Source organism: Sporosarcina sp. P17b (assembly GCF_002743115.1).
GTDB lineage: Bacteria > Bacillota > Bacilli > Bacillales_A > Planococcaceae > Sporosarcina > Sporosarcina ureae_C.
In genome coordinates, this window is record NZ_PDYP01000004.1 from 29,744 (window position 1) to 52,074 (window position 22,331).

The 22,331-nt window shown below is 41.3% G+C and carries 25 protein-coding genes and 1 riboswitch; of the genes, 21 read left to right on the plus strand and 4 right to left on the minus strand.

Annotated features, from left to right (window positions below; genetic code table 11):
* Positions 1 to 12 precede the first annotated feature (12 nt).
* From CSV76_RS05900 to CSV76_RS05965, 12 genes are all read left to right on the plus strand, one after another.
* Positions 13 to 276, plus strand: coding sequence for a hypothetical protein (locus tag CSV76_RS05900; protein WP_099624970.1), 264 nt, complete (start codon positions 13 to 15; stop codon positions 274 to 276).
* A 70-nt stretch (positions 277 to 346) separates the two neighbouring features.
* Positions 347 to 577 carry an ATP-dependent Lon protease gene (locus CSV76_RS05905; protein ID WP_099624971.1) on the plus strand — a complete coding sequence of 77 codons (231 nt, stop codon included), beginning with the start codon at positions 347 to 349 and terminating at the stop codon, positions 575 to 577.
* A gap of 103 nt (positions 578 to 680) precedes the next feature.
* Entirely contained in the window at positions 681 to 1,277 is a 597-nt protein-coding gene (locus CSV76_RS05910) for a hypothetical protein (RefSeq protein ID WP_099624972.1), read from the plus strand.
* 131 nt (positions 1,278 to 1,408) lie between these two features.
* Positions 1,409 to 1,618 (plus strand): hypothetical protein, encoded by a 210-nt coding sequence (locus tag CSV76_RS05915; RefSeq protein ID WP_085428004.1) that lies wholly within the window; start codon positions 1,409 to 1,411, stop codon positions 1,616 to 1,618.
* A 781-nt stretch (positions 1,619 to 2,399) separates the two neighbouring features.
* The gene (locus CSV76_RS05930; protein WP_099624974.1) at positions 2,400 to 2,876 is read left to right on the plus strand and encodes a hypothetical protein; all 477 of its coding nucleotides are present in this window, start codon (positions 2,400 to 2,402) and stop codon (positions 2,874 to 2,876) included.
* Between the two features lie 171 nt (positions 2,877 to 3,047).
* Entirely contained in the window at positions 3,048 to 3,776 is a 729-nt protein-coding gene (locus CSV76_RS05935; protein WP_099624975.1) for a Fic family protein, read from the plus strand.
* Between the two features lie 106 nt (positions 3,777 to 3,882).
* On the plus strand, positions 3,883 to 4,035 hold the full coding sequence (locus CSV76_RS17210; protein ID WP_158232666.1) for a hypothetical protein: 153 nt from the start codon (positions 3,883 to 3,885) through the stop codon (positions 4,033 to 4,035).
* A 120-nt stretch (positions 4,036 to 4,155) separates the two neighbouring features.
* The gene (locus tag CSV76_RS05940) at positions 4,156 to 4,443 is read left to right on the plus strand and encodes a hypothetical protein (RefSeq protein WP_099624976.1); all 288 of its coding nucleotides are present in this window, start codon (positions 4,156 to 4,158) and stop codon (positions 4,441 to 4,443) included.
* Positions 4,444 to 4,588: 145 nt separating this feature from the next.
* Positions 4,589 to 4,999 carry a type VII toxin-antitoxin system MntA family adenylyltransferase antitoxin gene (mntA, locus tag CSV76_RS05945; RefSeq protein WP_099624977.1) on the plus strand — a complete coding sequence of 137 codons (411 nt, stop codon included), beginning with the start codon at positions 4,589 to 4,591 and terminating at the stop codon, positions 4,997 to 4,999.
* 598 nt (positions 5,000 to 5,597) lie between these two features.
* A complete protein-coding gene (locus tag CSV76_RS05955) occupies positions 5,598 to 6,089 on the plus strand; it encodes a DUF4825 domain-containing protein (RefSeq protein ID WP_099624979.1) in 492 nt (163 codons plus the stop codon).
* A gap of 135 nt (positions 6,090 to 6,224) precedes the next feature.
* Positions 6,225 to 7,271 (plus strand): threonine aldolase family protein, encoded by a 1,047-nt coding sequence (locus tag CSV76_RS05960; protein ID WP_085428019.1) that lies wholly within the window; start codon positions 6,225 to 6,227, stop codon positions 7,269 to 7,271.
* A gap of 284 nt (positions 7,272 to 7,555) precedes the next feature.
* A complete protein-coding gene (locus CSV76_RS05965; protein ID WP_085429069.1) occupies positions 7,556 to 8,158 on the plus strand; it encodes an RIO1 family regulatory kinase/ATPase domain-containing protein in 603 nt (200 codons plus the stop codon).
* A gap of 46 nt (positions 8,159 to 8,204) precedes the next feature.
* Here CSV76_RS05965 and CSV76_RS05970 read toward each other — a convergent pair whose 3' ends face one another.
* On the minus strand, positions 8,205 to 9,050 hold the full coding sequence (locus CSV76_RS05970) for a DegV family protein (protein ID WP_085428020.1): 846 nt from the start codon (positions 9,048 to 9,050) through the stop codon (positions 8,205 to 8,207).
* Between the two features lie 232 nt (positions 9,051 to 9,282).
* A complete protein-coding gene (locus tag CSV76_RS05975) occupies positions 9,283 to 10,329 on the minus strand; it encodes an FUSC family protein (protein ID WP_099624981.1) in 1,047 nt (348 codons plus the stop codon).
* A 243-nt stretch (positions 10,330 to 10,572) separates the two neighbouring features.
* Here CSV76_RS05975 and CSV76_RS05980 point away from each other — a divergent pair, with 243 nt between their 5' ends.
* The 4 genes from CSV76_RS05980 (at position 10,573) to CSV76_RS05995 (ending at position 13,031) form a co-directional block, all read left to right on the plus strand.
* A complete protein-coding gene (locus CSV76_RS05980) occupies positions 10,573 to 10,827 on the plus strand; it encodes a GlsB/YeaQ/YmgE family stress response membrane protein (protein ID WP_099624982.1) in 255 nt (84 codons plus the stop codon).
* 193 nt (positions 10,828 to 11,020) lie between these two features.
* Positions 11,021 to 11,530, plus strand: coding sequence for a YfiT family bacillithiol transferase (locus CSV76_RS05985; protein ID WP_099624983.1), 510 nt, complete (start codon positions 11,021 to 11,023; stop codon positions 11,528 to 11,530).
* Positions 11,531 to 12,014: 484 nt separating this feature from the next.
* Positions 12,015 to 12,581 carry a DUF6518 family protein gene (locus CSV76_RS05990; protein ID WP_099625120.1) on the plus strand — a complete coding sequence of 189 codons (567 nt, stop codon included), beginning with the start codon at positions 12,015 to 12,017 and terminating at the stop codon, positions 12,579 to 12,581.
* Between the two features lie 210 nt (positions 12,582 to 12,791).
* Positions 12,792 to 13,031 carry a PaaI family thioesterase gene (locus tag CSV76_RS05995; RefSeq protein ID WP_199173043.1) on the plus strand — a complete coding sequence of 80 codons (240 nt, stop codon included), beginning with the start codon at positions 12,792 to 12,794 and terminating at the stop codon, positions 13,029 to 13,031.
* Positions 13,032 to 13,070: 39 nt separating this feature from the next.
* Here CSV76_RS05995 and CSV76_RS06000 read toward each other — a convergent pair whose 3' ends face one another.
* A complete protein-coding gene (locus tag CSV76_RS06000; RefSeq protein WP_099624984.1) occupies positions 13,071 to 13,904 on the minus strand; it encodes a cytochrome c oxidase assembly protein in 834 nt (277 codons plus the stop codon).
* On the minus strand, positions 13,894 to 14,400 hold the full coding sequence (locus CSV76_RS06005; RefSeq protein ID WP_369823300.1) for a DUF2243 domain-containing protein: 507 nt from the start codon (positions 14,398 to 14,400) through the stop codon (positions 13,894 to 13,896). Before CSV76_RS06005 ends, CSV76_RS06000 begins: the two co-directional genes overlap by 11 nt.
* Positions 14,401 to 15,126: 726 nt before the next feature.
* Here CSV76_RS06005 and CSV76_RS06010 point away from each other — a divergent pair.
* The 5 genes from CSV76_RS06010 (at position 15,127) to CSV76_RS06030 (ending at position 22,238) form a co-directional block, all read left to right on the plus strand.
* On the plus strand, positions 15,127 to 16,248 hold the full coding sequence (locus tag CSV76_RS06010) for a glycerate kinase (RefSeq protein ID WP_099624986.1): 1,122 nt from the start codon (positions 15,127 to 15,129) through the stop codon (positions 16,246 to 16,248).
* 66 nt (positions 16,249 to 16,314) lie between these two features.
* Positions 16,315 to 17,736 carry an alanine/glycine:cation symporter family protein gene (locus CSV76_RS06015; RefSeq protein WP_099624987.1) on the plus strand — a complete coding sequence of 474 codons (1,422 nt, stop codon included), beginning with the start codon at positions 16,315 to 16,317 and terminating at the stop codon, positions 17,734 to 17,736.
* A 502-nt stretch (positions 17,737 to 18,238) separates the two neighbouring features.
* Positions 18,239 to 18,415: riboswitch (cobalamin riboswitch) on the plus strand.
* Positions 18,416 to 18,613: 198 nt separating this feature from the next.
* A complete protein-coding gene (locus tag CSV76_RS06020) occupies positions 18,614 to 20,797 on the plus strand; it encodes a ribonucleoside-diphosphate reductase subunit alpha (protein ID WP_369823301.1) in 2,184 nt (727 codons plus the stop codon).
* On the plus strand, positions 20,785 to 21,222 hold the full coding sequence (locus tag CSV76_RS06025; protein WP_085428032.1) for a flavodoxin: 438 nt from the start codon (positions 20,785 to 20,787) through the stop codon (positions 21,220 to 21,222). Before CSV76_RS06020 ends, CSV76_RS06025 begins: the two co-directional genes overlap by 13 nt.
* Positions 21,201 to 22,238, plus strand: a complete 1,038-nt coding sequence (locus CSV76_RS06030; protein ID WP_085428033.1) for a ribonucleotide-diphosphate reductase subunit beta — start codon at positions 21,201 to 21,203, stop codon at positions 22,236 to 22,238. Before CSV76_RS06025 ends, CSV76_RS06030 begins: the two co-directional genes overlap by 22 nt.
* The last annotated feature ends 93 nt before the right edge of the window (positions 22,239 to 22,331 follow it).

Here is a 22,331-nt window from a genome sequence, read left to right on the forward strand (position 1 = left end):
GGGCATGAAGATATGGATTCAAGTACTATGATTGTAGTTTTAAGAAATTTATTCATGGGTTTATTCATTGTTTTATTCGTCGTGGATATTTTCTCAAAAAAGTCATATAAAATTCAGTACTATGTGGCTATAACACTCGGAGTCGTCTTTTCAGCTGTAATCTGGGAGTGGCCAATCGCAGTCAAAGTGGGGTTTATTGCGCTGTATGTTGGTTTAGCTGTAAAAACAATTTCTGACGTTAGAAAAAGAAATGTAGAGATGAATGCAGATGTATAAACGTTTGGGAGTTCATTAACGCAATCGAACTCTTTTGCAACAGTCAGGTAGTTATTGAAGGGGGAGTTTTGTGAAGTACTTGTTATCCGTACTAGTGGCCATGTTTTCGGGGATGTTGATTTTCTTTGGTCCTGTCGGAATGTATATCTTATGTGTACTAATCATCGGAGTCATTTTCAGGTCATTCATATTAATTAATGAAATCCATAAACAAGTCGTACCAGCCGATAGCAATGACAGAGTGAAAGAGGCGTACGAGAGATATATAAAAGAGAGAGAAGAAAAAGAAACGGAAAGCTAATCTATGACGTACTTAAACTTTCCGACGCGATCGCTTGATATTGCAATCAGACCGAACTATCTGAATGAACAAGCGGATTAGTCTGATGATAAAGGGGCTTTATATGAATACAAAATGTAAAAAGAAGATCTGGGGGATAGGTGCAGGAGTATGTATTGTACTTGTTGTAGCTTTCATATCTTGGTATTATCCGTTCTCGCCTTTTAGCATCCATCAAAGCTTTACCTATCATCCTGTTCCAGAAACTCATAACAGCAAAACCTACGAAGAAAAGATGGGTCAGTTTAAAGCTGCCTATGAGAAAGATCTAGATAAGGATGTAGAAAGTGATCATCACAACCCTACGGTAAATCGAACTCAATTTATTCTTCCGGTTTTTGAACAAGAATGGCTGATCGGTACGGACTCGAAAACAATGGATAAAGACAAACTGGATAGAATGCTTTTGGATGTACAACAGGCAAGAAACACCTTGTTACACCTTGTTGTGTCTGAAGGAGATTATTCTAGGGAACAAAGAGTACACCTGGTAGATAGTTTAAATAACTTCCTGAACTTAGAAGAGAGTATTAGATTTATAAAAAACGGAAAGTATTTTTCGAGAAGTGATTTACAAACGATGTTAGGTAATCTGCAAGGCGATTTCTGGGCAGTTTTTGATCACTATACTACCGTCTTTTATGATGTATCTCATAAATAAAAGTTTGTTTTATAAGTAACTATCAGAGTACCGCAATAGAGTAAGAATAATGAGTAAGAGAAGGTAACTTGTAAGGGCAATTGAATCTTTACATAACTGAATGGCATAAATAAAAAAAGGAGGGGACGAAAATGAGCAATAAATCTACTTTAGCCGTTTTTTTAATTGCAATTCCTATACTGATCGCAGCTTTTCTTATTATTAACCCGGATCTATTACTATCGGGCGGCTATGAATTAGCTCTTGACGGATTTGTACTATCAAGAACTTTAGTGATTATTTTCATATTGTATATGCTATTTAAATTAGGTTTGATTTTAGTTAAGCAATCAGACAAATAGTTTTTTATTAGAATGGTGTATTAACAGAATAAGATTTGAGCTTTAAACGGGCCGAAGTGAACGGTTAACAAAAGGGGATTGATACACATGAAAAGACCTTTTAGTACCTGGTCAATTGTTTTTATAGTTTTAGGATTAGTGGCATTTGTGGTCAATTGGATAACACCTGAAATAATGGAGCCTGTTGTTCTAGTCGGTTATATCTTTTTAGTAATTGGCATGATTTTTAGTTTTATCGCTTTTCTCAAAAGGGAAAATGGCGTAATGAAAATAATATCGTGTGTATCCTTTTTCATCACTTTACTTTGCCTAGTATTGATTGAACCACTTATGTTTGTCTATATACTTACTTGGTTAAAGAACATATTTTAACAAATGGATACGTTTACTGAATAAGGGCAGGGCTACAATCGGACCAAATTATTAGAAGAGGAGATTGAAAGAATGAATGATATGAATTTTATGGGGGCAGGAAATTGGATTGGTATGCTCTCAACAATTTAAATCATTACTTGTTTTTATTTTACACTTACATTTTTCCAACATTTAAGACTTAACGATGAACGTGTTGTTAAACAGTCAAAGTTAGCAGCAGTTATTTGTTTAGCACTTGGCTTGCTGTTACCCGTCTTATATGGTTTTTATATGTACAATCAGATGATGCGGTGAAAAATAGGTAATGTGGGACAATCGAGTACTTGATTGTGGCACAAATTTTATGCCATTAACGGGCCAGTTTGAGCATGAACTTTATTGAACAAAGATTGGGCGAGGTGGATATGTGCTACTAATATTTTTATCTTTCTATGTTTTACTCATACCACTTTTTATTTTATTACATGAAGTTGGGCATGGATTAGGAGCTGTTTTTTCTTCTGATTCTGAAGTACATATCTATTTAGGTATAAAAAACGAAAAAAATAAGGAAAACTTTAAGATTGGAAGATTACATTTTCATATAATTTGGTCTTACACTGGCTTTGCATATTGGGATGCAAGATTAAATAAAAGGCAAAAAGTAGCTGCATTAGCCGGTGGTCCTTTAATGTCCTTGCTACTTACACTTTTATTTGGGTGGTTAACAAATATAACTTCCCAAAATGAGCTCCATCAATTATTTTTTGGATCTATGGTTTTTAATCTTTTTCAATTTATATCGACAATAGTACCTGTTAAATATCCTCGATGGATGGGTGGATATAGTGGACATCAATCAGATGGTTTACAGCTTCTGAGGATAATGAAAAGTGTAAACTAACAATCGGGCGCGTTTACGTGATAGCGACAAAATAGATACTCCATAAATCATTAACTAAAATCACATCGTTATAATTTAAAAGTATGATCACTATCAATTAGGTATAGAACTTTTCCAATATGCGGTATAATAATAGAAATACTCTACTTGTATACTTGGGAGGTTACTCATTTGTTTGAAGTTATTAATAAAAAGAAGGCACAATTAGATGCTGCTCGTCCCTTGCCTAAATATACATTAAAAAGTTTGCGGGAAAAGTTATTTCTAGAATGGACCTATAATTCGAATGCGATTGAAGGAAACACCTTAACCATGAACGAAACGAAAGTGGTCCTTGAAGGAATTACAATCGGTGGTAAGACACTAAGAGAACATTTGGAGGTCATCAATCATCGTGATGCTATTACTTATGTTGAAGAAATTGTCCAAATGAAAGAACCCCTTTCTGAATGGCAAATAAAAAATCTACATCGTTTAGTGCTGAAAGGAATTCATGACGAGTATGCAGGTGCGTATCGTAAAGAACAAGTTTTTATTTCTGGGGCAAGACATAGACCACCAGCACATTATGTACTTGAAGAAAAAATGGAACAAATGATGAATTGGTATCTTAACGAAGCTATCCATCTTCATCCAGTTGAGCGTGGAGCGATGTTACACGCTATTTTTGTAGGCATTCATCCATTTATAGACGGAAATGGACGCACTTCAAGACTTTTGCTGAATTTAGAAGTAATGAAAGATGGGTTTCCTCCTGTCATTATTAAGGTGGAAAATCGATTGGCCTATTATGAAGCGCTTGACAAAGCACATACGACAGAAGATTATAGCGATTTTATAGCATTAGTAGAACGTGAAGTAGAAGATTCTCTTGACTTATATCTAAGTACAATTAGTTAAAAAGCATCTCTATGAGGTGCTTTTTTTGCAACCATTAGATGTGCTTCAATCGGGCCAATTAGTTCAAATGGCTAGGAAAATAATATTGCATTGAAAGGAAACGACAATGAAAAAAGTAAGAGCAATTTTTATTGGTGATGTTAGATATGATCAATGTCCAGTTTTTGAATTGAATAACGAAACGGACTACTTTGAAATGATAATTGACAAAGAAGTTAGATATGGAAAAGTAATAGTTGAGGAAGATGATGATTTTTGATTTTTGAAATTGAAAAAGATATCGCAACATTAATCGAGTAATAAGGTAATCGGGCGCAATTCTTAAATAAGGATTGTACCCTTTTTCATAAAATGGGCCTTTAAGAAAGGTTGTTGTGATATGGATAAACTAAAAAGGTTTGATGATGTCCCAGCAGGTGAAAGTATTAGTTATGAACATTTTTTATTTTACTTAGAACAAGGTAGGGAAATTGAATTTGTTTATCAGAAGCAAGAATACTTTATTTCACATTCTTTAGAAGGAAGAGCTATGTGGATTGGTCAAAAAAGGGTAAGCGAGTATTTTGGTGACCTTAATCAATATATAATTGATTATGTGAAAATAGAGGGAATTCCTTTAGCGGATCTAATTAAACGAAAAGAAATTAAGATCACTACTGTTTTTTAGTAAAAGGTTGTAGTCTATAATCTTCGTTAATCGGGCGCGTTAACGGCAAATCGTTATGTAAGAAACGAGTGTGGATGAGGGGAGGAGTAGCCATTTTTGGTTACTCCTTTTATAATAGATAAAACAGACGAAAGTGGTGAGAGTCATGCTATCTGAAGAAATAAAAAAAGAAGTTGTAGACTTGCTAAATGAACGAGTAAATCCGTCATTTATTTTATTATTTGGATCTCATGGAAAAGGCACTGCTAGAGAAGACAGTGATATTGATTTGGGTTATTATGCAGTTGATTTACTTTCATCATATGAACGTTTTATATTAGCGGGTGAACTAGCACAAGTTGCTAAAAGGGAAGTCGATTTAGTCAATATTCGAGAGGTAGATACAGTATTTGCTATGCAAATTTTTTCAACAGGTAAGTTACTTTCTTGCCGTGATGAAAATGAGTTTATAAAACAGCGAATGAAGGCTTTTAGTATGTACATTAACCTTAACCAGCAACGAGCAGAAGTATTACAAAGCATTCGGGAAAGAGGGAGTGTATTCGGCGATGAATGATGTGATTTTAAATAAAGTGACAACCATCGAACGTTGAGTGAATCACATCTACCTTAAGGTTTTAGCATGAATAGAGGTAAAATAAATGAAAATTTTACGAAGATTTAGTATCGCTATACTTTCTGCACTAGTATTTGCTTTAAGCTTGGCTTTTTTTGAATATACATCTTCAATGGAACAGCGAGATAGCGTTAGTACCTTCACTATCAGCGCGCTGTTTGTTCTATACCTCCTTTATTCCTTACCCATATATATAATTGGTGGGATTGTGTACTCGCATTACGTCGATGTCTATTTCGAGAAAATCAAGTTTCGAAATGAAGTCTTGAAATACATCATGTACATCCTCGTATATATAGCAGGCGGATTATTCATTGTAAGCTTACTTTTACTCATCACGTACCTGATCGACGGAGAAGTCTCGGGATTACTCATATCCAATATTTTTATACTCGGTGTGTTAGCTTCGTTAATATTTTTCCACATTTCACTGCTTGTAAACAAAGTGTTGAAAATAAAAGCAAATGGACCTTTCATGTAATCGTGACTTTTTAATTAGACTAGCTTGATCAATGAAGACGAATGAGGGGGATGAAAAATGAAGAACATCACAAAGCGTTTGCTACTACCACTATGTTTACTCCTTCTATTGACAGGTTGCAGTTCCACTACGAATCAAAAGAGTGAGGATGTATTTCAATACAAAGGATCATTGATTGGGGATAATAGTGCGGTTATTCATATAATTGAACAACTTCCATACGCTGAAAAGTTTCATGAGGTTTCGCTTGAAACAAAAACACAACCGTATGGAATGACCATCATGTATGAAAATATAGATACAGAAATGGCTGAACGTGAATATGAGGAAGCGGCTGTTTACAATGCTAGTTATCTATTTACATTAATTGATAATGCCGAATGGGTTGTCTTTGATTTTGAAGATCATTCATATAAGATTACCAAAGCGAAGTTAGAAGATTGGTACGGTAAGGAATTACATGACGTTGCAAATGAAAACGAGTTGGAAACACTCATTCAACGTATGCTTGAGCAAGATAGCGAGTTACATCAGCTTTTCACAGAATAAGTACGTTCTAGCCGCTTTTAATTAAAGAACAATCGAAACATTCGACATTATAAGAACAATTTAAATTACAACAGACACCCACATTTCTATGGTATACTTGCAAAAAAAATCAAGCATATTTGGAGATGGACAACTATGATACGATTTGAAAATGATTATACGGAAGGCGCTCATGAGCGAATTCTGAAACGATTGATTGAGACGAATGAAGAACAAACTCCTGGATACGGTATGGACGAACACTGTGAAAAGGCTAGAGGATTTATTCGAAAAGAGTGTGAAGCACCAGAAGCAGATGTCCACTTTTTAGTAGGGGGAACTCAAACCAATACGACAATCATCGCTTCGATTTTGCGTCCATATCAAGGTGCCATCGCTGCAGATAGTGGCCATATCGCTACACACGAAACGGGTGCCATTGAAGCGACTGGACATAAAGTGCTTACGATACCGAGTGAAGACGGAAAGATTACAGCTGATCAAGTGAAAGAATTAGTCGATGCTCATTGGAGTGATGCAAGTCCTGAGCATTCTGTGCAACCAGGTCTCGTCTATATTTCGAACCCTACAGAAAATGGAACGACTTACACAAAAGCTGAACTGGAAGCTTTGAATAAAGTGTGTAAGGAAAGTCAGCTGCCACTCATACTGGACGGAGCTAGATTAGGATACGGTTTGGCATCGCCAGATAACGATATCACACTGGCAGATTATGCACGACTATGTGACGTATTCTATATTGGCGGAACGAAAATCGGTGCCATGTTTGGCGAAGCGGTAGTTATCACAAATGAGTCACTAAAAAAAGATTTCCGCTATTTGATCAAACAAAGAGGTGGCTTGCTGGCTAAAGGGCGTCTTTTAGGCATCCAGTTCGAAACATTGTTTGAAGATGGTTTGTACTACGAAGTTTCAAAACATGCTGTGGATATGGCGTTGATCCTTCGCCAAGCATTCGTGGAAAATGGATTTGCCTTACGCTATGATTCCACAACGAATCAGCAATTCCCGATTTTGCCGGAGTATGTCATTGCGGAATTAAGCAATAACTATTCATTCTCTCACTGGGAAAAGGTAGATGCGACACATAGCGCGGTTAGATTTTGTACAAGCTGGGCTACGAAGAAAGAACATGTAGAGATGTTCGTCAACGACTTACATCGTGTATGTATTAAATCATGAATTGTTTCGTGATGATCCATGCAATTCATTGATGTATCATCCGTTTCGGTTTATAGTGAACTTACAACATTATACGTTCCGCTTCCGTTAAGGGGAGTAGCTATTACAGTAAAAGTCGTCAATACAGGATATACATCCTCGGCCTTACTGGCAACTCACGTTGTTTGCGAGACCTTACCAATTATTTGGTGAGGTCTTTTATTTTAGTAGAGACATCGAGACCAATAATTGGTCTTGATGTCTCTTTTTTATTTTTTAAAACTACTGGAGGTAATATATTGAGTATGTATCAAGAACTTGTAGATTCGATCATCATAAATAAAAAGAATCGTCTACTGGGCTATAATCCTTCGTTGCAGCTAGTCGGAACAGGGAGAAGTGCATTTGTTTTTAGGATTATGTCTTCGAATAAAGCCATTAAAGTGTTCTTTCCAGGTTCTTCTTATATCGCGAAAGAAGAAGCTGAAGTGTATCAATCACTTACAAGCATTCGCTATTTCCCTAGTATTTATGAAACGGGAGCGAATTATGTGGTGATGGATTATATTGAAGGAGAAACGCTTTTCGATTGTATGACCAATGGGCGATTAATTACAGAGGTGCATATAAAAGAGATTGATCATGCGTTATCTTTAGCAGTAAATTGCGGATTGAATCCTTCAGACATTCATTTACGCAATATTTTCATCACGCCTGATGAGCAAGTGCGGCTCATCGATGTGGCACGGTATAGACAGAAAAAGAACTGTAAACAATGGAATAATCTTAAAAAAGCACATCGACAATTTTATCAAAAACGTTACTTTTCGAAAAAAGTGCCTAGTTCATTTTTGAATGCGATAGCGTTCTTGTATAAAAAGGGACTCATACCTTCGTATAGGCTATAAAAAGAGGCAGGGACCGAATCTGTATAGATTCGGTCCCTGCCTATAGTTAATAGGTTACCCAGCTTAAGCCAGTAGTTCCTTCACCGGCATGTACCGCTACGCAGACACTCAGTGAAACGACGTGTACTTGCAGTGTCGGGAATTCTGATTGTAATTCATTCTTCCAAATTTCCGCGTCATGCGCATTGTGGCAGTGGATGACAGCCACTTCGGGCACATCGGCTTTTACCATGTCAGCTCGGAGTAAGGATGTTACGTGATTTTTTGCCCGCTTATTCGACCGAACTTTTTCTGTCATGACAGCTTTCCCGTTCTCGAAACTGATCAGGACTTTAATATTCAGTAGATTACTTAAGAATGCTTGTGTCCCAGAAACGCGTCCACTTTTATGCAATTGGCCAAGACCACCCGGAATAAACGACAACTTCGAGTGAGAAGCCATAGCGTTAAGGGTTGCGACCACTTCTTCTGGTTCTTTGCCGTCTGCGAACAATTCATTGCCAATTTCAATCATCTTAACCATCGGAAATGAACCGATTTTTGAGTCGATGGGATACACAGGGAAGTCTGTCATGTTCGCAGCCGCTCGAGCAGTTTCAAACGTTCCAGAAAGTCCGCTAGATAAGTGCACAGCGACCGCAAAGTCATATCCATCAGCCTGTAATCTTTCGTATAATGAAGTCATCTCACCGATTGCGGGTTGAGAGGTTTTTGGAGAAACTTTTGCCGCACGTAATTTATCGTAAAACTCGTCCTTCGTAATATCGATGGACTCTTTATAACAGACATCGGAAAAAACTACACCCAGTGGCAGAACATATACATCATATTTTTGGATGAATGCATCATCCAGTTGTGCAGCAGTATCTGTAATCCAAGCTATTTTCTGCAATAACTGTTTCTCCTCTATATAAATGTGATTTTGAAACGTACATGACCTATTCATAATCTACACTACTGCATAGTAACGTCCTAGTGACAGTTGTCATATCTTGTCGAATTATTGTGGTTACAGTCATAAATTGAACATATGTCTATGACATAAAGAGGCGATAGACCCGTAGAGAATGTATATGAGCAAAAAAATGAGTCCGAATATATTCAGACTCTTGTTGAACAATAAATTATTGAACTTCCTTTTGCGCCACTTTCAAACTAGCGGGGTCATAATATTGATCCACTAAATCATAAATAGTGATCAATTCATAGAGAATCACGAACTCTGGCGGGAACTGGCTCGGATGAATTCCTTCATCTGCTGTGATGCACTTCGTATCTTCCCAAAAAAGATCGGTGACATGTTGTAATTGCGCCCTGTGCTTTTCTGGATCATAGTCAATAGAATGCTTTAAATCATGCGCCAGCTGCGTCACGGCTTGCATGATCACATGACGTTCTGTCGGAGTCCACGAAGTGATTTGCCGCGGAATATGCAGTAAAGTCCCCAAGTGAAATTCAAGATTATGCAAAAATGTTAATTGCCTTTCTGCCATGAGAAGTTCTGCCTCTCGATTTTTGACCCATGGATAAATTTTGGATTCATTGCGCTGAAAATTTATGAACGTTTCTGTTCTTTTGATATCTTTCGTTAGTTGCTTGAGATTTTCTCGTTCACCTAAGTGATCTTCATGTTCATCATATAAATTTTTTCGGAATGTTCGTTCCAACATACTGCCTGCCCGTTCTCCGATACTTTGGATGCTTGTCAGAATATCTTTCCGGTAGTTCGGAGGGAAGACGAGCATGTTGACTGCGGTAGATACGAGTAGACCGACTGTTGTCGTACCTAATCGAATGAAGAACGCGATTAAGTAATTGCTGTGGATGACTTCGACCATGGCGACCGCGGTCAATGTGGCAACGAGTAGGCCAGCATGCAAGTTTAATCGGTAACAGACTAAAATAGTGGCCACCGCTGCTAATGTATAGGTAATCGGGGAATTCCCGAAGAGCGTGATAAAGAGTACAGCAAATGCGGAACCGATAGCGGAAGCCGGAAATCGTACGAACCCTTTTTTGATGGAATCACTAACGGTCGGCTCAATTGTAACAATGGCTGTGATGACCGCAAATACTGGTGGCCAATTAAACCATTCACAAATAATAGCTGTCAAAAAGATCGCTATGCCTGTTTTCACTATTCGACTGCCGTTAAAATGAAAGGATCGCATACCGTTATAACCTCCTGTTTCTACTGCGTATATCTAGTACTGTAGTACATTATATCATCCCCTACCATCGGAACGTACGAGCGCTATTTATCGCTTAAATATACCTACACAGATTTTTATTTGGCGAATACTATGCTGTATCAAGGAATAGATTATTCTTAAGGCTGTAACTCGATCACTTCATTGTCAGGTTCGGAGATAAAGCATCAAATACGTATAAAAATAAGAGAAGGGGTGTGGGAAATGAGTGTCCTTTTATATTTAATAATTGGCGGTGTGATTGGCTGGTTTGCTAGTCTAATCATTGGCAAAAGTGTCCCAGGCGGTATCGCCGGCAATATTATTACAGGAATCATAGGTGCGTGGATTGGTGGAAATTTATTCGGCAGTTGGGGACCGCGCTTAGGCGATTTTTATGTCGTACCAAGTATTGTAGGGGCGCTGATTTTTGTCATAATCGTTAGCTATATTATGAAAGCAGCGCAGAAAAGAAGGTAATTAGATAGGGAAGAGGGCTACCCGAATTGTCGTTGGGGAGTCCTCTTTTGTAATATAAAGTGTGATGCAACGTAAGGGGCGATACATTCAGTAATATTTTCAAAAATAATTGAAATTACCATTTTCACCGCTCAATAAATAGAATAGTTAGACAGTTTGTGGGATAATGAGGTAATGAAAAGGGGGGTTCGTCATGGATAGTCGATTTCCGATCGGAGAATTACACGTTCCTGAACATGTAACATTGGAAGATATTCAACAGTGGGTACGAGAAATTGAAACCTACACGACTCGATTGAGAGAAACTGTAGATTCATTGAATGACGAAGAGTTACATAAAACGTATCGCGAAGGTGCATGGACCGTTCGTCAATTGGTGCATCATATTGCAGACTCGCAGTTGACGATGTATCAGCGACTAAAGCTTGCGTTAACTGACGACAATCCAACAGCGCCCGCGTTTGATCAAGAGAAATGGGCTGTACTACCTGACACAGAACTACCGGTTGAGCCTTCGATTAAAATGCTCGAAGGAATCAATGAGCGTATTGTAGCGTTAGGCAATAGTCTAACGGAAGCGCAACTGCAACGAACATTTATTCATCAAGTAAACGGCGAGATCACAGTAGCGAAAAAGATCGCAAAGCTAGCTTGGCATGAAGAACATCATTTAGCGCATATTAAGATAGCTTTGGCGAAATAAGCTTGTCTTATATCGTATGACCCCGCCACTTCTTCACATGGAGGAAGTGGCGGGGTTTTATTAATGTTCCTAGATATCTCTTGAACGCTTTATTGCGCGAACCAATGCCAATTCTGACTGATGATTGGCATAATCAACCAACTGTGGGACACGAAATAGATCGAGCAATAGCCAAAGGTACGGAATGAGTGGAAGAATGATAAAGTGTGGATGCATGAGTAAAAATAAGACCAGAATGGAAAAACAACTTCACATCAGCGAAATAAAACCTATACAATAGTTTTGAATTACAATAATGTACCTGTTCAAATAGATGCAATCGAGATTACAAATTATTATCGATAACCTCAATATAATTTGAGGCATATTTGGCTTTTCAAAGTACAAGTTTATCGAAGGTAGAGAAATCTTTTTTACATAGATCTTCTTACATATAATAAACTACTTAATGCATGGAATATAGTAACTTATGGATGTGAAAGAGATGCAAAGAATAGTTGTGCTTGTATCATGGCTAGTAGTCAGTATTCTATTTGGTGTATTAACCAAGATGTTAGATTTTGTCCCTTTCCTTGGAGATATCTTCACTAGAATGGGCATTTGGGTATTAATTGCAACTTGCATTGCGGCATACAGTCAAACAGCGATGCGGGCGGCGATTCATACATTACTATTCTTTTTAGGAATGCTGACCGGCTATTATCTATACTCCGCCCATTTATTCGGTGTGTATTCGACGAATGATATGAAGTACTGGGGGGGTATAGCAGTCGTTACGCCGTTTCTTGCGGTGATGGTCTGGTATGCGAAACATAGTAGATATTTGGCTAATTTTTTACCCGCGTTACCTATGGGGGTGATGTTAAGTCTTGCACTCGGAGTGGGATTGTTTTATTTTAATGTGAATTATTTAGAAGAGCTTATTATGTACGTCATTTTGTGCGTGATCTTCTACCGAGACCCTAGACAACTGTCTATCGTGATTATTCTTTCTATTATGGTCACAGGTGTAATTGAATTGACACCATTGTCTTGGTTCTTTGTGTTTTGATTTATCCTACTTTACGGACCCTTTCCTATCGATGAAGAGGGCTTTTTTTGTGGATGTGCAATCACCGAAAATAAAATTTTTCATATTGGTAAACAAGCACTAAAAGCCCAATCTTTCAGAGGGCTTTTGGGAATGAAATTACTGGATTTCACTACAGTGGAAGTAGTTTTAGAAGTTCCCGCCATGGAACATCTACTATAGCAACATGGTATTGTACAAGTTGGGGTTATTGGTTATGTAGCGGATAACGCGTTGACTTTTGTAGGTGGGTCCGTTCTAGGTCCGAACGTATTGACCATAGAATACAAAATCAACTATGTACGGCCCGCGATAGGTGGAAAAATAATTGCCCGGAAGACAGTTATTTCTTCAGGTAAACGTCAAGCCGTCTGTCGCTGTGATGTCTTTGTTGTCAAAGATGGGGATGAGAAGGTTTATGCCACTTTCTGACGGTTGTATCGGAAATAGCTACATACTAAAACGCACCCATTAGCTCGCGGGTGCGTTTTGTGTTATTTCATTTGCGTGCGCCTGCCGGTTGGGAGTAGATGGAACGTGGCTATGTTGACGTTTGGTCGAGTGATACCAGCTGCTAAACAATAAAATGATGATCACGAGATCGACCGCGTCGCCACCGTAATACATAAGCATTGCTCCTGCCCGCGCCTCTTCAATTGGCACACCGGAAGGCGGATAAGCGTATAGTAATTTGGATAAAATTCCGTGTCCTGCAAGAGCTACAATAAAGACTACTGTACGGTAGCGGAAACTATAGCGGTGAGAGACGGGATCGATGTATAACAGAGAAATAGTAAATAGATAACCCGCAACAAACACGTGTAGATGGATGATGATATGCAGCCAGAGATGGTGATGCATGGCGGCAAATAAGCCCGTCGTGTATAACAACCAAAGCCCACCGATGTTCAAAATAGAAGCGATGACGGGATGTGTATAGAACCCCGCGAGTCGACTTTTTAGCAAGTAGCTTACCTTCCTAGCCTGCCGAACGGGAAGTGCCCGCAGAACCAACGTCATAGGAGCAGCGAGCACCAATAGTAGGGGACCGAGCATGCCAAGCAGAAGATGGCCCAACATATGCCAAGTAAAATGAGCATGCGACAGTTCGGCTAGGGGTCCGACAACAGCGCTTACTGAAACGAATACGCCTGCGATCCACAACACCGTCCGTTTGTATGGCCATTTCCGCAAACGTCTTTGCCGATTGGAATGAAATACCGCGACGCTGTATAGCAGAATGGCCAACACCGCAAGCCCCCCAAACAGCCAATCCGTTGCACTAAGATAAGCATCATGTAGCATGAAGCACCAGCCTGTCCGCCGATCGGGCATCCTGGTGCGCTGACTTGATTAACAACAGACCAGCCCCAATCATCACAATCGCAGCAACGTTCCAAACAACATCATACGGAACAATATCTACATGATAACGAATCTGATGAATGCGCATAACCTTATGTTGAATGGTCCCGTCATACAATTGGAACGCACCGCCACCAAGCAACTTACCACCCCAGAACATCTTATGCCATAACGCATTCCTCTTACGCAAATCCGCTACCAAAAACAACGCGCCCACCGTCGCAAACCAGCTGAACGCATGAAACAAACCATCCGACACCAAGCCGACCGCCACAGTAGATTTATCATAAAACTTGTGCCAATGCAGCAGCTGATGAAACAGTGTCTCATCCAAAAACGCCACAAACCCGAGCCCAAATAATATACCCGCCCAGAGATTTCTCTTCTCATATGTTTTTCGATTCGTCCAATTCTTCACTTGCATGACCGTCATTATATACTGCTCCTTTCCTCACATACGGAGTGTTCCCTGAGGACAGGGGGATTAATACATTGTTGATGAGATGTGAGGGCTGTGGGACACAGGTGCATAGAGCGGATGCGTGGCTTCTATGATCACTTGTGGATTTCTAAGAGCGTTCGCGGGGTTTCTATGATCACTCGCGGGCCGTCTAAGAGCGTTCCCGAGGCTTCTATGATCACTTGTGGATTTCTAAGAGCGTTCGCGCGTTTTCTATGATCACTTGCGGGCCATCTAAGAGCGTTCCCGGGGTTTCTATGATCACTTGCGGTTGATCTAAGAGCGTTCGCGCGTTTTCTATGATCGCTCAGGGCCGTCTAAGAGCGTTCGCGGGGTTTCTATGATTACTTGCGGTTGATCTAAGAGCGTTCACACGCATTCCATGATCACTCGCGGTCGATCTAAGAGCGTTCGCGCGGCTTCTATGATCACTCGCGGTCGATCTAAGAGCGTTCGCGCGCCTTCCATGATCACTCACGGCCATCTAAGAGCGTTCACGCGCCTTCCATGATCACACACGGTCCATCTAAGAGCGTTCACACGCCTTCCATGATCACTCAGGACCATCTAAAAGCATCCACTCAAACAGACAACCATAGACAATTCCCTCAACTCATTATATAAATATATTAAAAAACCAATATTTGCATGGTAACTTTTCCCGCATAATCTGCTAGAATACACATAAAGGGAGTGAGAGTCGTGAAGATTGTTATTGCACCTGATGCATTTAAGGGTAGTTTGAGTGCGGAGGAAGCGGCCGACGCTTTATCTAATGGAGTGAAAAAAGTGTTTCCAGACGCAGAGGTCGTACGGTTACCTGTTGCAGACGGAGGGGAAGGGACGCTGAATGCGCTGATTTCGTCAACTGGCGGGACTATTCAAACGGTGTCTGTGCAAGATCCGCTTGGCCGAGTGATCGATGCACATCTGGGGGTGCTTGGAGACGGCGAGACAGCGGTTATTGAAATGGCCCAGGCCTCTGGATTGATGTTGCTTGCGAAAAAAGAACTCAATCCGATGAAAGCGTCTACATACGGTACGGGGCAATTGATTCGTCATGCGCTCGACCAAGGATATCGTAAATTGATCATCGGGCTTGGGGGCAGCGCGACGAATGATGGAGGTACAGGTCTGCTTGAAGCTCTCGGAGTGAAATTTAAAGCGGCAGGGTGGCCGTTAGAAATGAATGGCTCCACGCTTTCTGTTTTCGATGAAATCGATAGTTCGAAACTGGATAAGCGACTATTGGAGGCGGATATTCGCATTGCGTCTGACGTGGAGAATCCATTCATTGGAGACCAAGGAGCGTCGGTGGTTTTCGGTCCGCAAAAAGGAGCCGATCCCGAAATGGTCTTGGATTTAGACGAAGGACTGGAGCATTTTGCGGATGAGACTGAAAGAGTGACAGGTGTACGTCTGCATGAGCTGCACGGAGCGGGCGCGGCAGGGGGAAGTGCGGGTGCATTAATTGCCTATTGCGGTGCACGTCTGGAAAGTGGAATCAGTGTCGTGCTTGAAGCGATAGATTTTGCAAACCATCTTTCTTCTGCTGACCTTATTCTGACAGGTGAAGGAAAGACAGATCGGCAAACGCTTGCCGGCAAAGCGTTAATGGGCATCGCGAAGCTAGCGAAAGTAGAGGGGGTTCCGGTCCTCGTCATTTCGGGAACTATTGATGAAGCGGCACGTACCGAGTTACTCGAATGGTTCTCTGAAGTGCATGCATTGGACGACGGAGAGAAGTCGTTGGCTGAATTGATGACTGACGCAGCAAATTTATTGGAGAATAAAGCATCTATAGTTTTGCAAACTAGAAACTAGTTATTTTATTATGTAAGGCATAGTAAGCAAGCGAGTAGGGTATAGAATACACAAGGAGGTGGTCAGATGTTTCAAAATGCGATCGACTGGCTTGTAGGGCCGGCGAATAATTTCATTTGGACATATGTTTTAATCGGACTTTTATTGGCAGCAGGTTTATATTTCACGATTCGTACGAAATTTGTACAAATACGCTTATTTCGTGAGATGTTCCGTCTAATTGTAGAGAAGAAAGATAGCAACGACGGTGTATCACCATTTCAGGCGTTCACAATTAGTGCCGCGTCACGCGTAGGGACAGGTAACGTAGCAGGGGTTGCCCTAGCGATCGGAATCGGTGGACCTGGTGCAGTATTTTGGATGTGGGTTATTGCTCTAATCGGTATGGCAACTGCCTTCATTGAAAGTACATTGGCACAAGTATATAAAGTGAAAGATGGCGATACTTTCCGCGGAGGACCCGCATATTACATGCAAAAAGCACTCGGTTGGCGGAAACTAGGTATCGTCTTCGCGATTTTATTGACGATGTGTTTTGGGTTCATCTTTAACGCAGTGCAATCAAACACAATCAGTCAATCGTTCACTGACGTATTCGGCATTCCGCATTGGGCTGTAGGAGTTGGACTCATTGTCCTGACGGCAGTAATCGTCTTTGGCGGTGTGCAACGTATTGTTAAAGTAACGCAGACAATCGTCCCTGTAATGGCAACATTTTATATTATCGTGGCCTTGTATATTGTAATATTGAACATTACAGAAGTTCCAGCGATGATCGCATTAATTGTTGAGCACGCATTTGGAATTAAGGAAATCATGGGTGGCGGAATCGGTATGGCAATGATGCAAGGTGTACGCCGAGGTCTCTTCTCCAATGAAGCAGGTATGGGTAGTGTACCAAACGCAGCAGCGACAGCGAACGTATCGCACCCAGCAAAACAAGGACTCGTACAATCATTAGGTGTATTTTTCGATACTATCATCATCTGTTCAGCAACTGCCTTCATTATCTTACTAGGCGGCTTGTACCAATCAGGCGAAACGAATGGTATCTTATTGACACAAGCATCCATGGAAGTACACGTAGGCGCATGGGCACCATACTTCATCGCCGTAGCGATCATGTTCTTCGCTTTCAGTTCCATCATCGGTAACTACTACTATGGCGAAACGAACATCGAATTCATCAACGCCAACGTCATGTGGAAACGAATCTATCAAGTACTCGTACTCGCAATGGTCTTTTTCGGAGCTGTTGCAAAAGTACAAATAGTCTGGGACATGGCTGACCTATTCATGGGACTAATGGCCATCATCAACCTAGTCGTTATTCTACTCCTAGGCAAAATCGCCTTCAAAGTACTCGACGACTTCACCAAACAACGAAAAGCTGGCAGAAACCCCGTCTTCAAATCAGCTAGCATCCCTGGCCTAAAAGGAGCAGAATGTTGGGAAGAAACAGCTGAAAGAGCGGAAGATCGTTTGTGATATTGATAGATGATATCAGGATTTTCAAGTTGTGAACTTTGGCCTTACGTTCTTGAGACTTTGAACTGGTACTAAAAAACAGTGAAGTTTCTAGGTGGTCTACGTTAGAAAGTAGGATTGTAGCGGAAGCAGGGGGCGACTCCGGGAGGATCAGCGTGAGTCTGAGACCCTGGACAGGTGCCTTAATTTCTGCAAAGTACTCAGAAATACGGCAAAGCGAACCCTTCGCTGTTCGCTTGGCTCAGGCCACGCCCTCCGGAAAGCGTCCCCCTGCTGAAGCGGAAATCCCTTCTCCTAACTAATTTCACAATCTATTTAAAAACGTTCACACAAACAATTTAGTCAAGAAGTAAAAAGTTTGATATACTATAAAATACTGAATAAGAAAAATCGAATCGTAGTTCAGAAGAAGGATTCTGAACATCGGTTCGATTTTTGTTTTGCATGTTTGAACACAACATGTTAGGGTTGTATATGAATCAACACACTATATATAGTGTATAACAGCATTTAGATGAATTGGTACCCACCACGTTTAAAAGGGAATCCGCCACTAACGGAGCTGCCCCCGCAACTGAGGGCACGGACGACTATCTTATGAAAACCACTGCTTCGGCGGGAAGGAAAGATGGAAGAACGATGTGCCAGCCAGTAGACCTGCCAGTCATCTCAGCAAAACATTCTTCGGGGTTGGAGAGTGAAAGCACAAAGCAGTCTTTTTTCAGTCTGCCTAAAACTTTCCGCTATCTACTACACGTCAATCGACGACTCCCGATTATATCGGGAGTTTTTTTATTTAGTACATAACCGAATTAATTAACTAAAGGGAGCGGATATAATGGCTATTATTCAAGAATCTGTGGGACTTAATTTATTGATGGAAAACTTACAACAGGAATTCGGCAAGAAACAAATTGAACCGTTGATCGAAGCGAGTGAGAAATTCCAAGAGCGTCACCCCGCAAGCTCAGCAACTGAGTGGACAAACGCTATGGTGCTAGAGTCTTTAAGCCGTATTGATGAAGCGAATGCGTATTGGACGTTTGTAGCGGCGCGTATTTATTTATTCGACGTCTATGCAAAGCAAAAAGCATTGCGTGGAGCGGATGTTTATACCGATTTTGCGAAAAATGTAGAACGCTTGGTGGAACAAGGTTTATATACACCCGTTTTGACTGAAAAGTACAGCCAGGACGAGCTGCAGGAAATCGGTAAGCTACTTGATCCTTCTCGTGACCTATTATTCACATATATCGGTTTGAAAACATTGGTAGACCGCTATGTAACAGTAAACTTTAAGAAGCAGTCCGTAGAGCTTCCGCAAGAGCGCTGGTTAATCATCGCGATGACGTTAATGCAAGACGAAACAGTAGACCGTATTCATAAAGTCGGCGAAGCGTATTGGGCGATGAGCAACTTGTACATGACGGTAGCGACGCCTACATTGTCGAACGCAGGTAAGATGCACGGTCAGCTATCAAGCTGCTTTATCGATACAGTAGATGATTCACTGCAAGGAATCTACAACAGCAACACCGATATCGCAAACTTGTCGAAATTCGGTGGCGGGATCGGCGTCTATATGGGGAAAGTTCGTTCACGCGGTGCATCGATTCGTGGTTTCGAAGGTGCGTCAAGCGGTGTTCTTCCTTGGATCAAACAGCTGAACAACACAGCAGTCAGTGTCGATCAACTCGGTCAACGTCAAGGTGCCGTAGCCGTTTATCTCGACGTATGGCATCAAGATATCTTCACGTTCCTCGACCTCAAGCTCAATAACGGGGATGACCGTTTACGCGCACATGATATTTTCACAGGCGTATGCTTGCCGGACTTGTTCATGGAGAAAGTCGAGTCCCGTGAAGACTGGCATTTATTCGATCCACATGAAGTTCGCACGAAAATGGGCTATTCATTGGAAGATTTTTATGATGAAACAAAAGGACAAGGAACATTCCGCGAGAAGTATGAAGAATGTGTCCGCAATGAAGATCTATCGAGAGAGACGGTTTCAGCGATTGAAATCATGAAACGTATCCTACGTAGCCAGCTGGAGACAGGAACACCATTCATGTTTTACCGCGACGAAGTAAACCGTATGAACGCTAATAAGCATGAAGGAATTATTTATTCTAGTAATTTGTGTACAGAAATACTACAAAATATGTCAGCATCTACACATGAATCGGTTACACTCGAAGACGATATGGTCGTCACACGCACGAAGCCAGGCGATTTCGTTGTATGTAATCTATCATCGATCAACCTTGGAAAAGCAGTGACAGCAGACGTTTTAGACCGCTTGATCAAAATTCAAGTACGCATGCTCGACAACGTTATCGATCAAAACCAAATTCCAGTTGTACAAGCACAACGCACAAATGCACGCTACCGTGGAATTGGACTTGGCACATTTGGTTGGCACCATTTACTCGCATTGAAAAACATTCAGTGGGAATCAGATGAAGCCGTGAATTTCGCAGACGAATTATATGAAAATATCGCGTATTTGACAATTAAAGCTTCAATGGAATTATCAAAAGAAAAAGGCGCGTATCCATTGTTTGATGGTTCGGATTGGCAAACGGGCGAATACTTCGAGCAACGCGAATACGATTCCAATAAATGGCGTGAACTGCGCATGGATGTGGCGATGAACGGTATGCGTAACGGCTACTTGATGGCAGTTGCACCGAACAGCTCGACGTCGGTTATCGCAGGCTCAACAGCATCCATCGATCCAGTGTTCAAGCCGTTCTACCATGAAGAGAAGAAAGACTATAAATTACCGGTTATTGCACCGGATCTAGATCACAATACGTATGACATTTACCGTCGTTCTGCTTACATCGTCGATCAGCGCTGGTCTATCAAGCAAAATGCCGCGCGTCAGCAGCACATCGATCAGTCGATTTCATTCAACATCTATGTACCGAACTCCATCCGCGCATCTGTTATTTTGGATCTGCACTTGCAGGCATGGAAATCCGGCATGAAAACGACGTACTATATGCGTTCAACCGCAGCGGAGATTGAGGAGTGCGAGTGGTGTCATTCTTAATCGCCTATGCATCCTGGAGTGGCAACACGCAGGAAGTAGCGGAATTGATTACGGAACGGTTACAAAATGAAGGTGTCGAAGTCGATACCTATCGTATCGGCATCGGCCTCATCCCAAATGTTAAAGAATACGACGCGTTGTGCATCGGTTCATTCACATGGGAAAAAGGAGCAACGCCGGATGAAGTCAAAGATTTCGTGGCGGACGTCGGCTATAAACCCGAGCTCGTCTACGTCTTTGGCACAGGGGATACCCAGTTTGGCGGCGATGATCTATTTTGCAAAGCAGCAGACAAGCTAGCGAAATTTTATCATTCCCCATTTGAACCATTGAAGATTGAGCAAAGCCCACGCGGCATGCAAGAACAAATCGTTACGAATTGGACGAAAGGAGTGCTCGAACATTGGCGACACTTACACGAGTAAAAGTACTGAATCCTGCAAACCCGAATAAGGCAACAGCTATTTTCGGAGGGGAAGCAAGCGGCATCCTGAACTGGAACGACATCGCGCACCCTCATTTCTATACACTACGTCAGCGAATCCGGGCTCTTTTCTGGACAGCGAATGAAGTGGACATGACACAAGACGTCAAGCAGTTCTCAAGCCTGACAAAAGAAGAGCAATCCGCATTCCTAAAAATTATCGGCCTACTCGCTACACTTGATGGTCCACAAACCGTCATTGCAATGAAAATCGCAGACTTCACAACGGATCCTTCCGTCAAGTCGATTCTAGCGACAATTGCAGACCAGGAAAGTGAACATAATCACAGCTACGCGTACGTACTTTCATCTGTCACGAACTTGGACAAGCAAATGGAAGCTTTCGAAATGGGACGTACAGATGAAGTATTAATGAAGCGAAATGAACGAATTGTAGACGTCTACAATGAATTTGCGGAGAACCCGACAATCGAAACTGTTCTAAAAGCGATGGTCTACACGACTTTATTAGAAGGTCTATTCTTCTACAGTGGTTTCGCGTTCTTCTATAACTTGGCGCGCCACCAGAAAATGGTCGGCACATCGACGATGATTTCGTACATCAACCGTGATGAACTGCAACATGGTAAAGCGATCAGCGATATCTTCCGAGCAGCATTGGCTGAAAATCCAGAGTACAACACAGACGAATTCACGGAATGGATCTATGACCAATTCCGCCACTCCGTCGAGCAAGAAGTCATCTGGAGCCGCTACGTATTAGGAGGCATCGATGGCCTGGAGCTGGAAGAGATGGAAGGTTACATCAAGTATCGCGCAAACAAAATGTTGCGCATGCTCGGCTTGAGCGAAATTTACCCAGAGTTCACGGACAATCCAATGAAGTGGATCCGCGCGTACGTTGATAACTTCGACGACACAAAGACGGATTTCTTCGAGCAAACTAGCCGTCAATACGTGAAGACTAGTGATTTGAATGGTTTTGATGATTTGTAATAGATGAGGAGGAGAGGGACCCGTGATGGGTTCCTCTTTTTGTGTCTAGAGTTGGGGTGGGCACCGTTGATCAACTTGTGCTGTTTTTTTTGA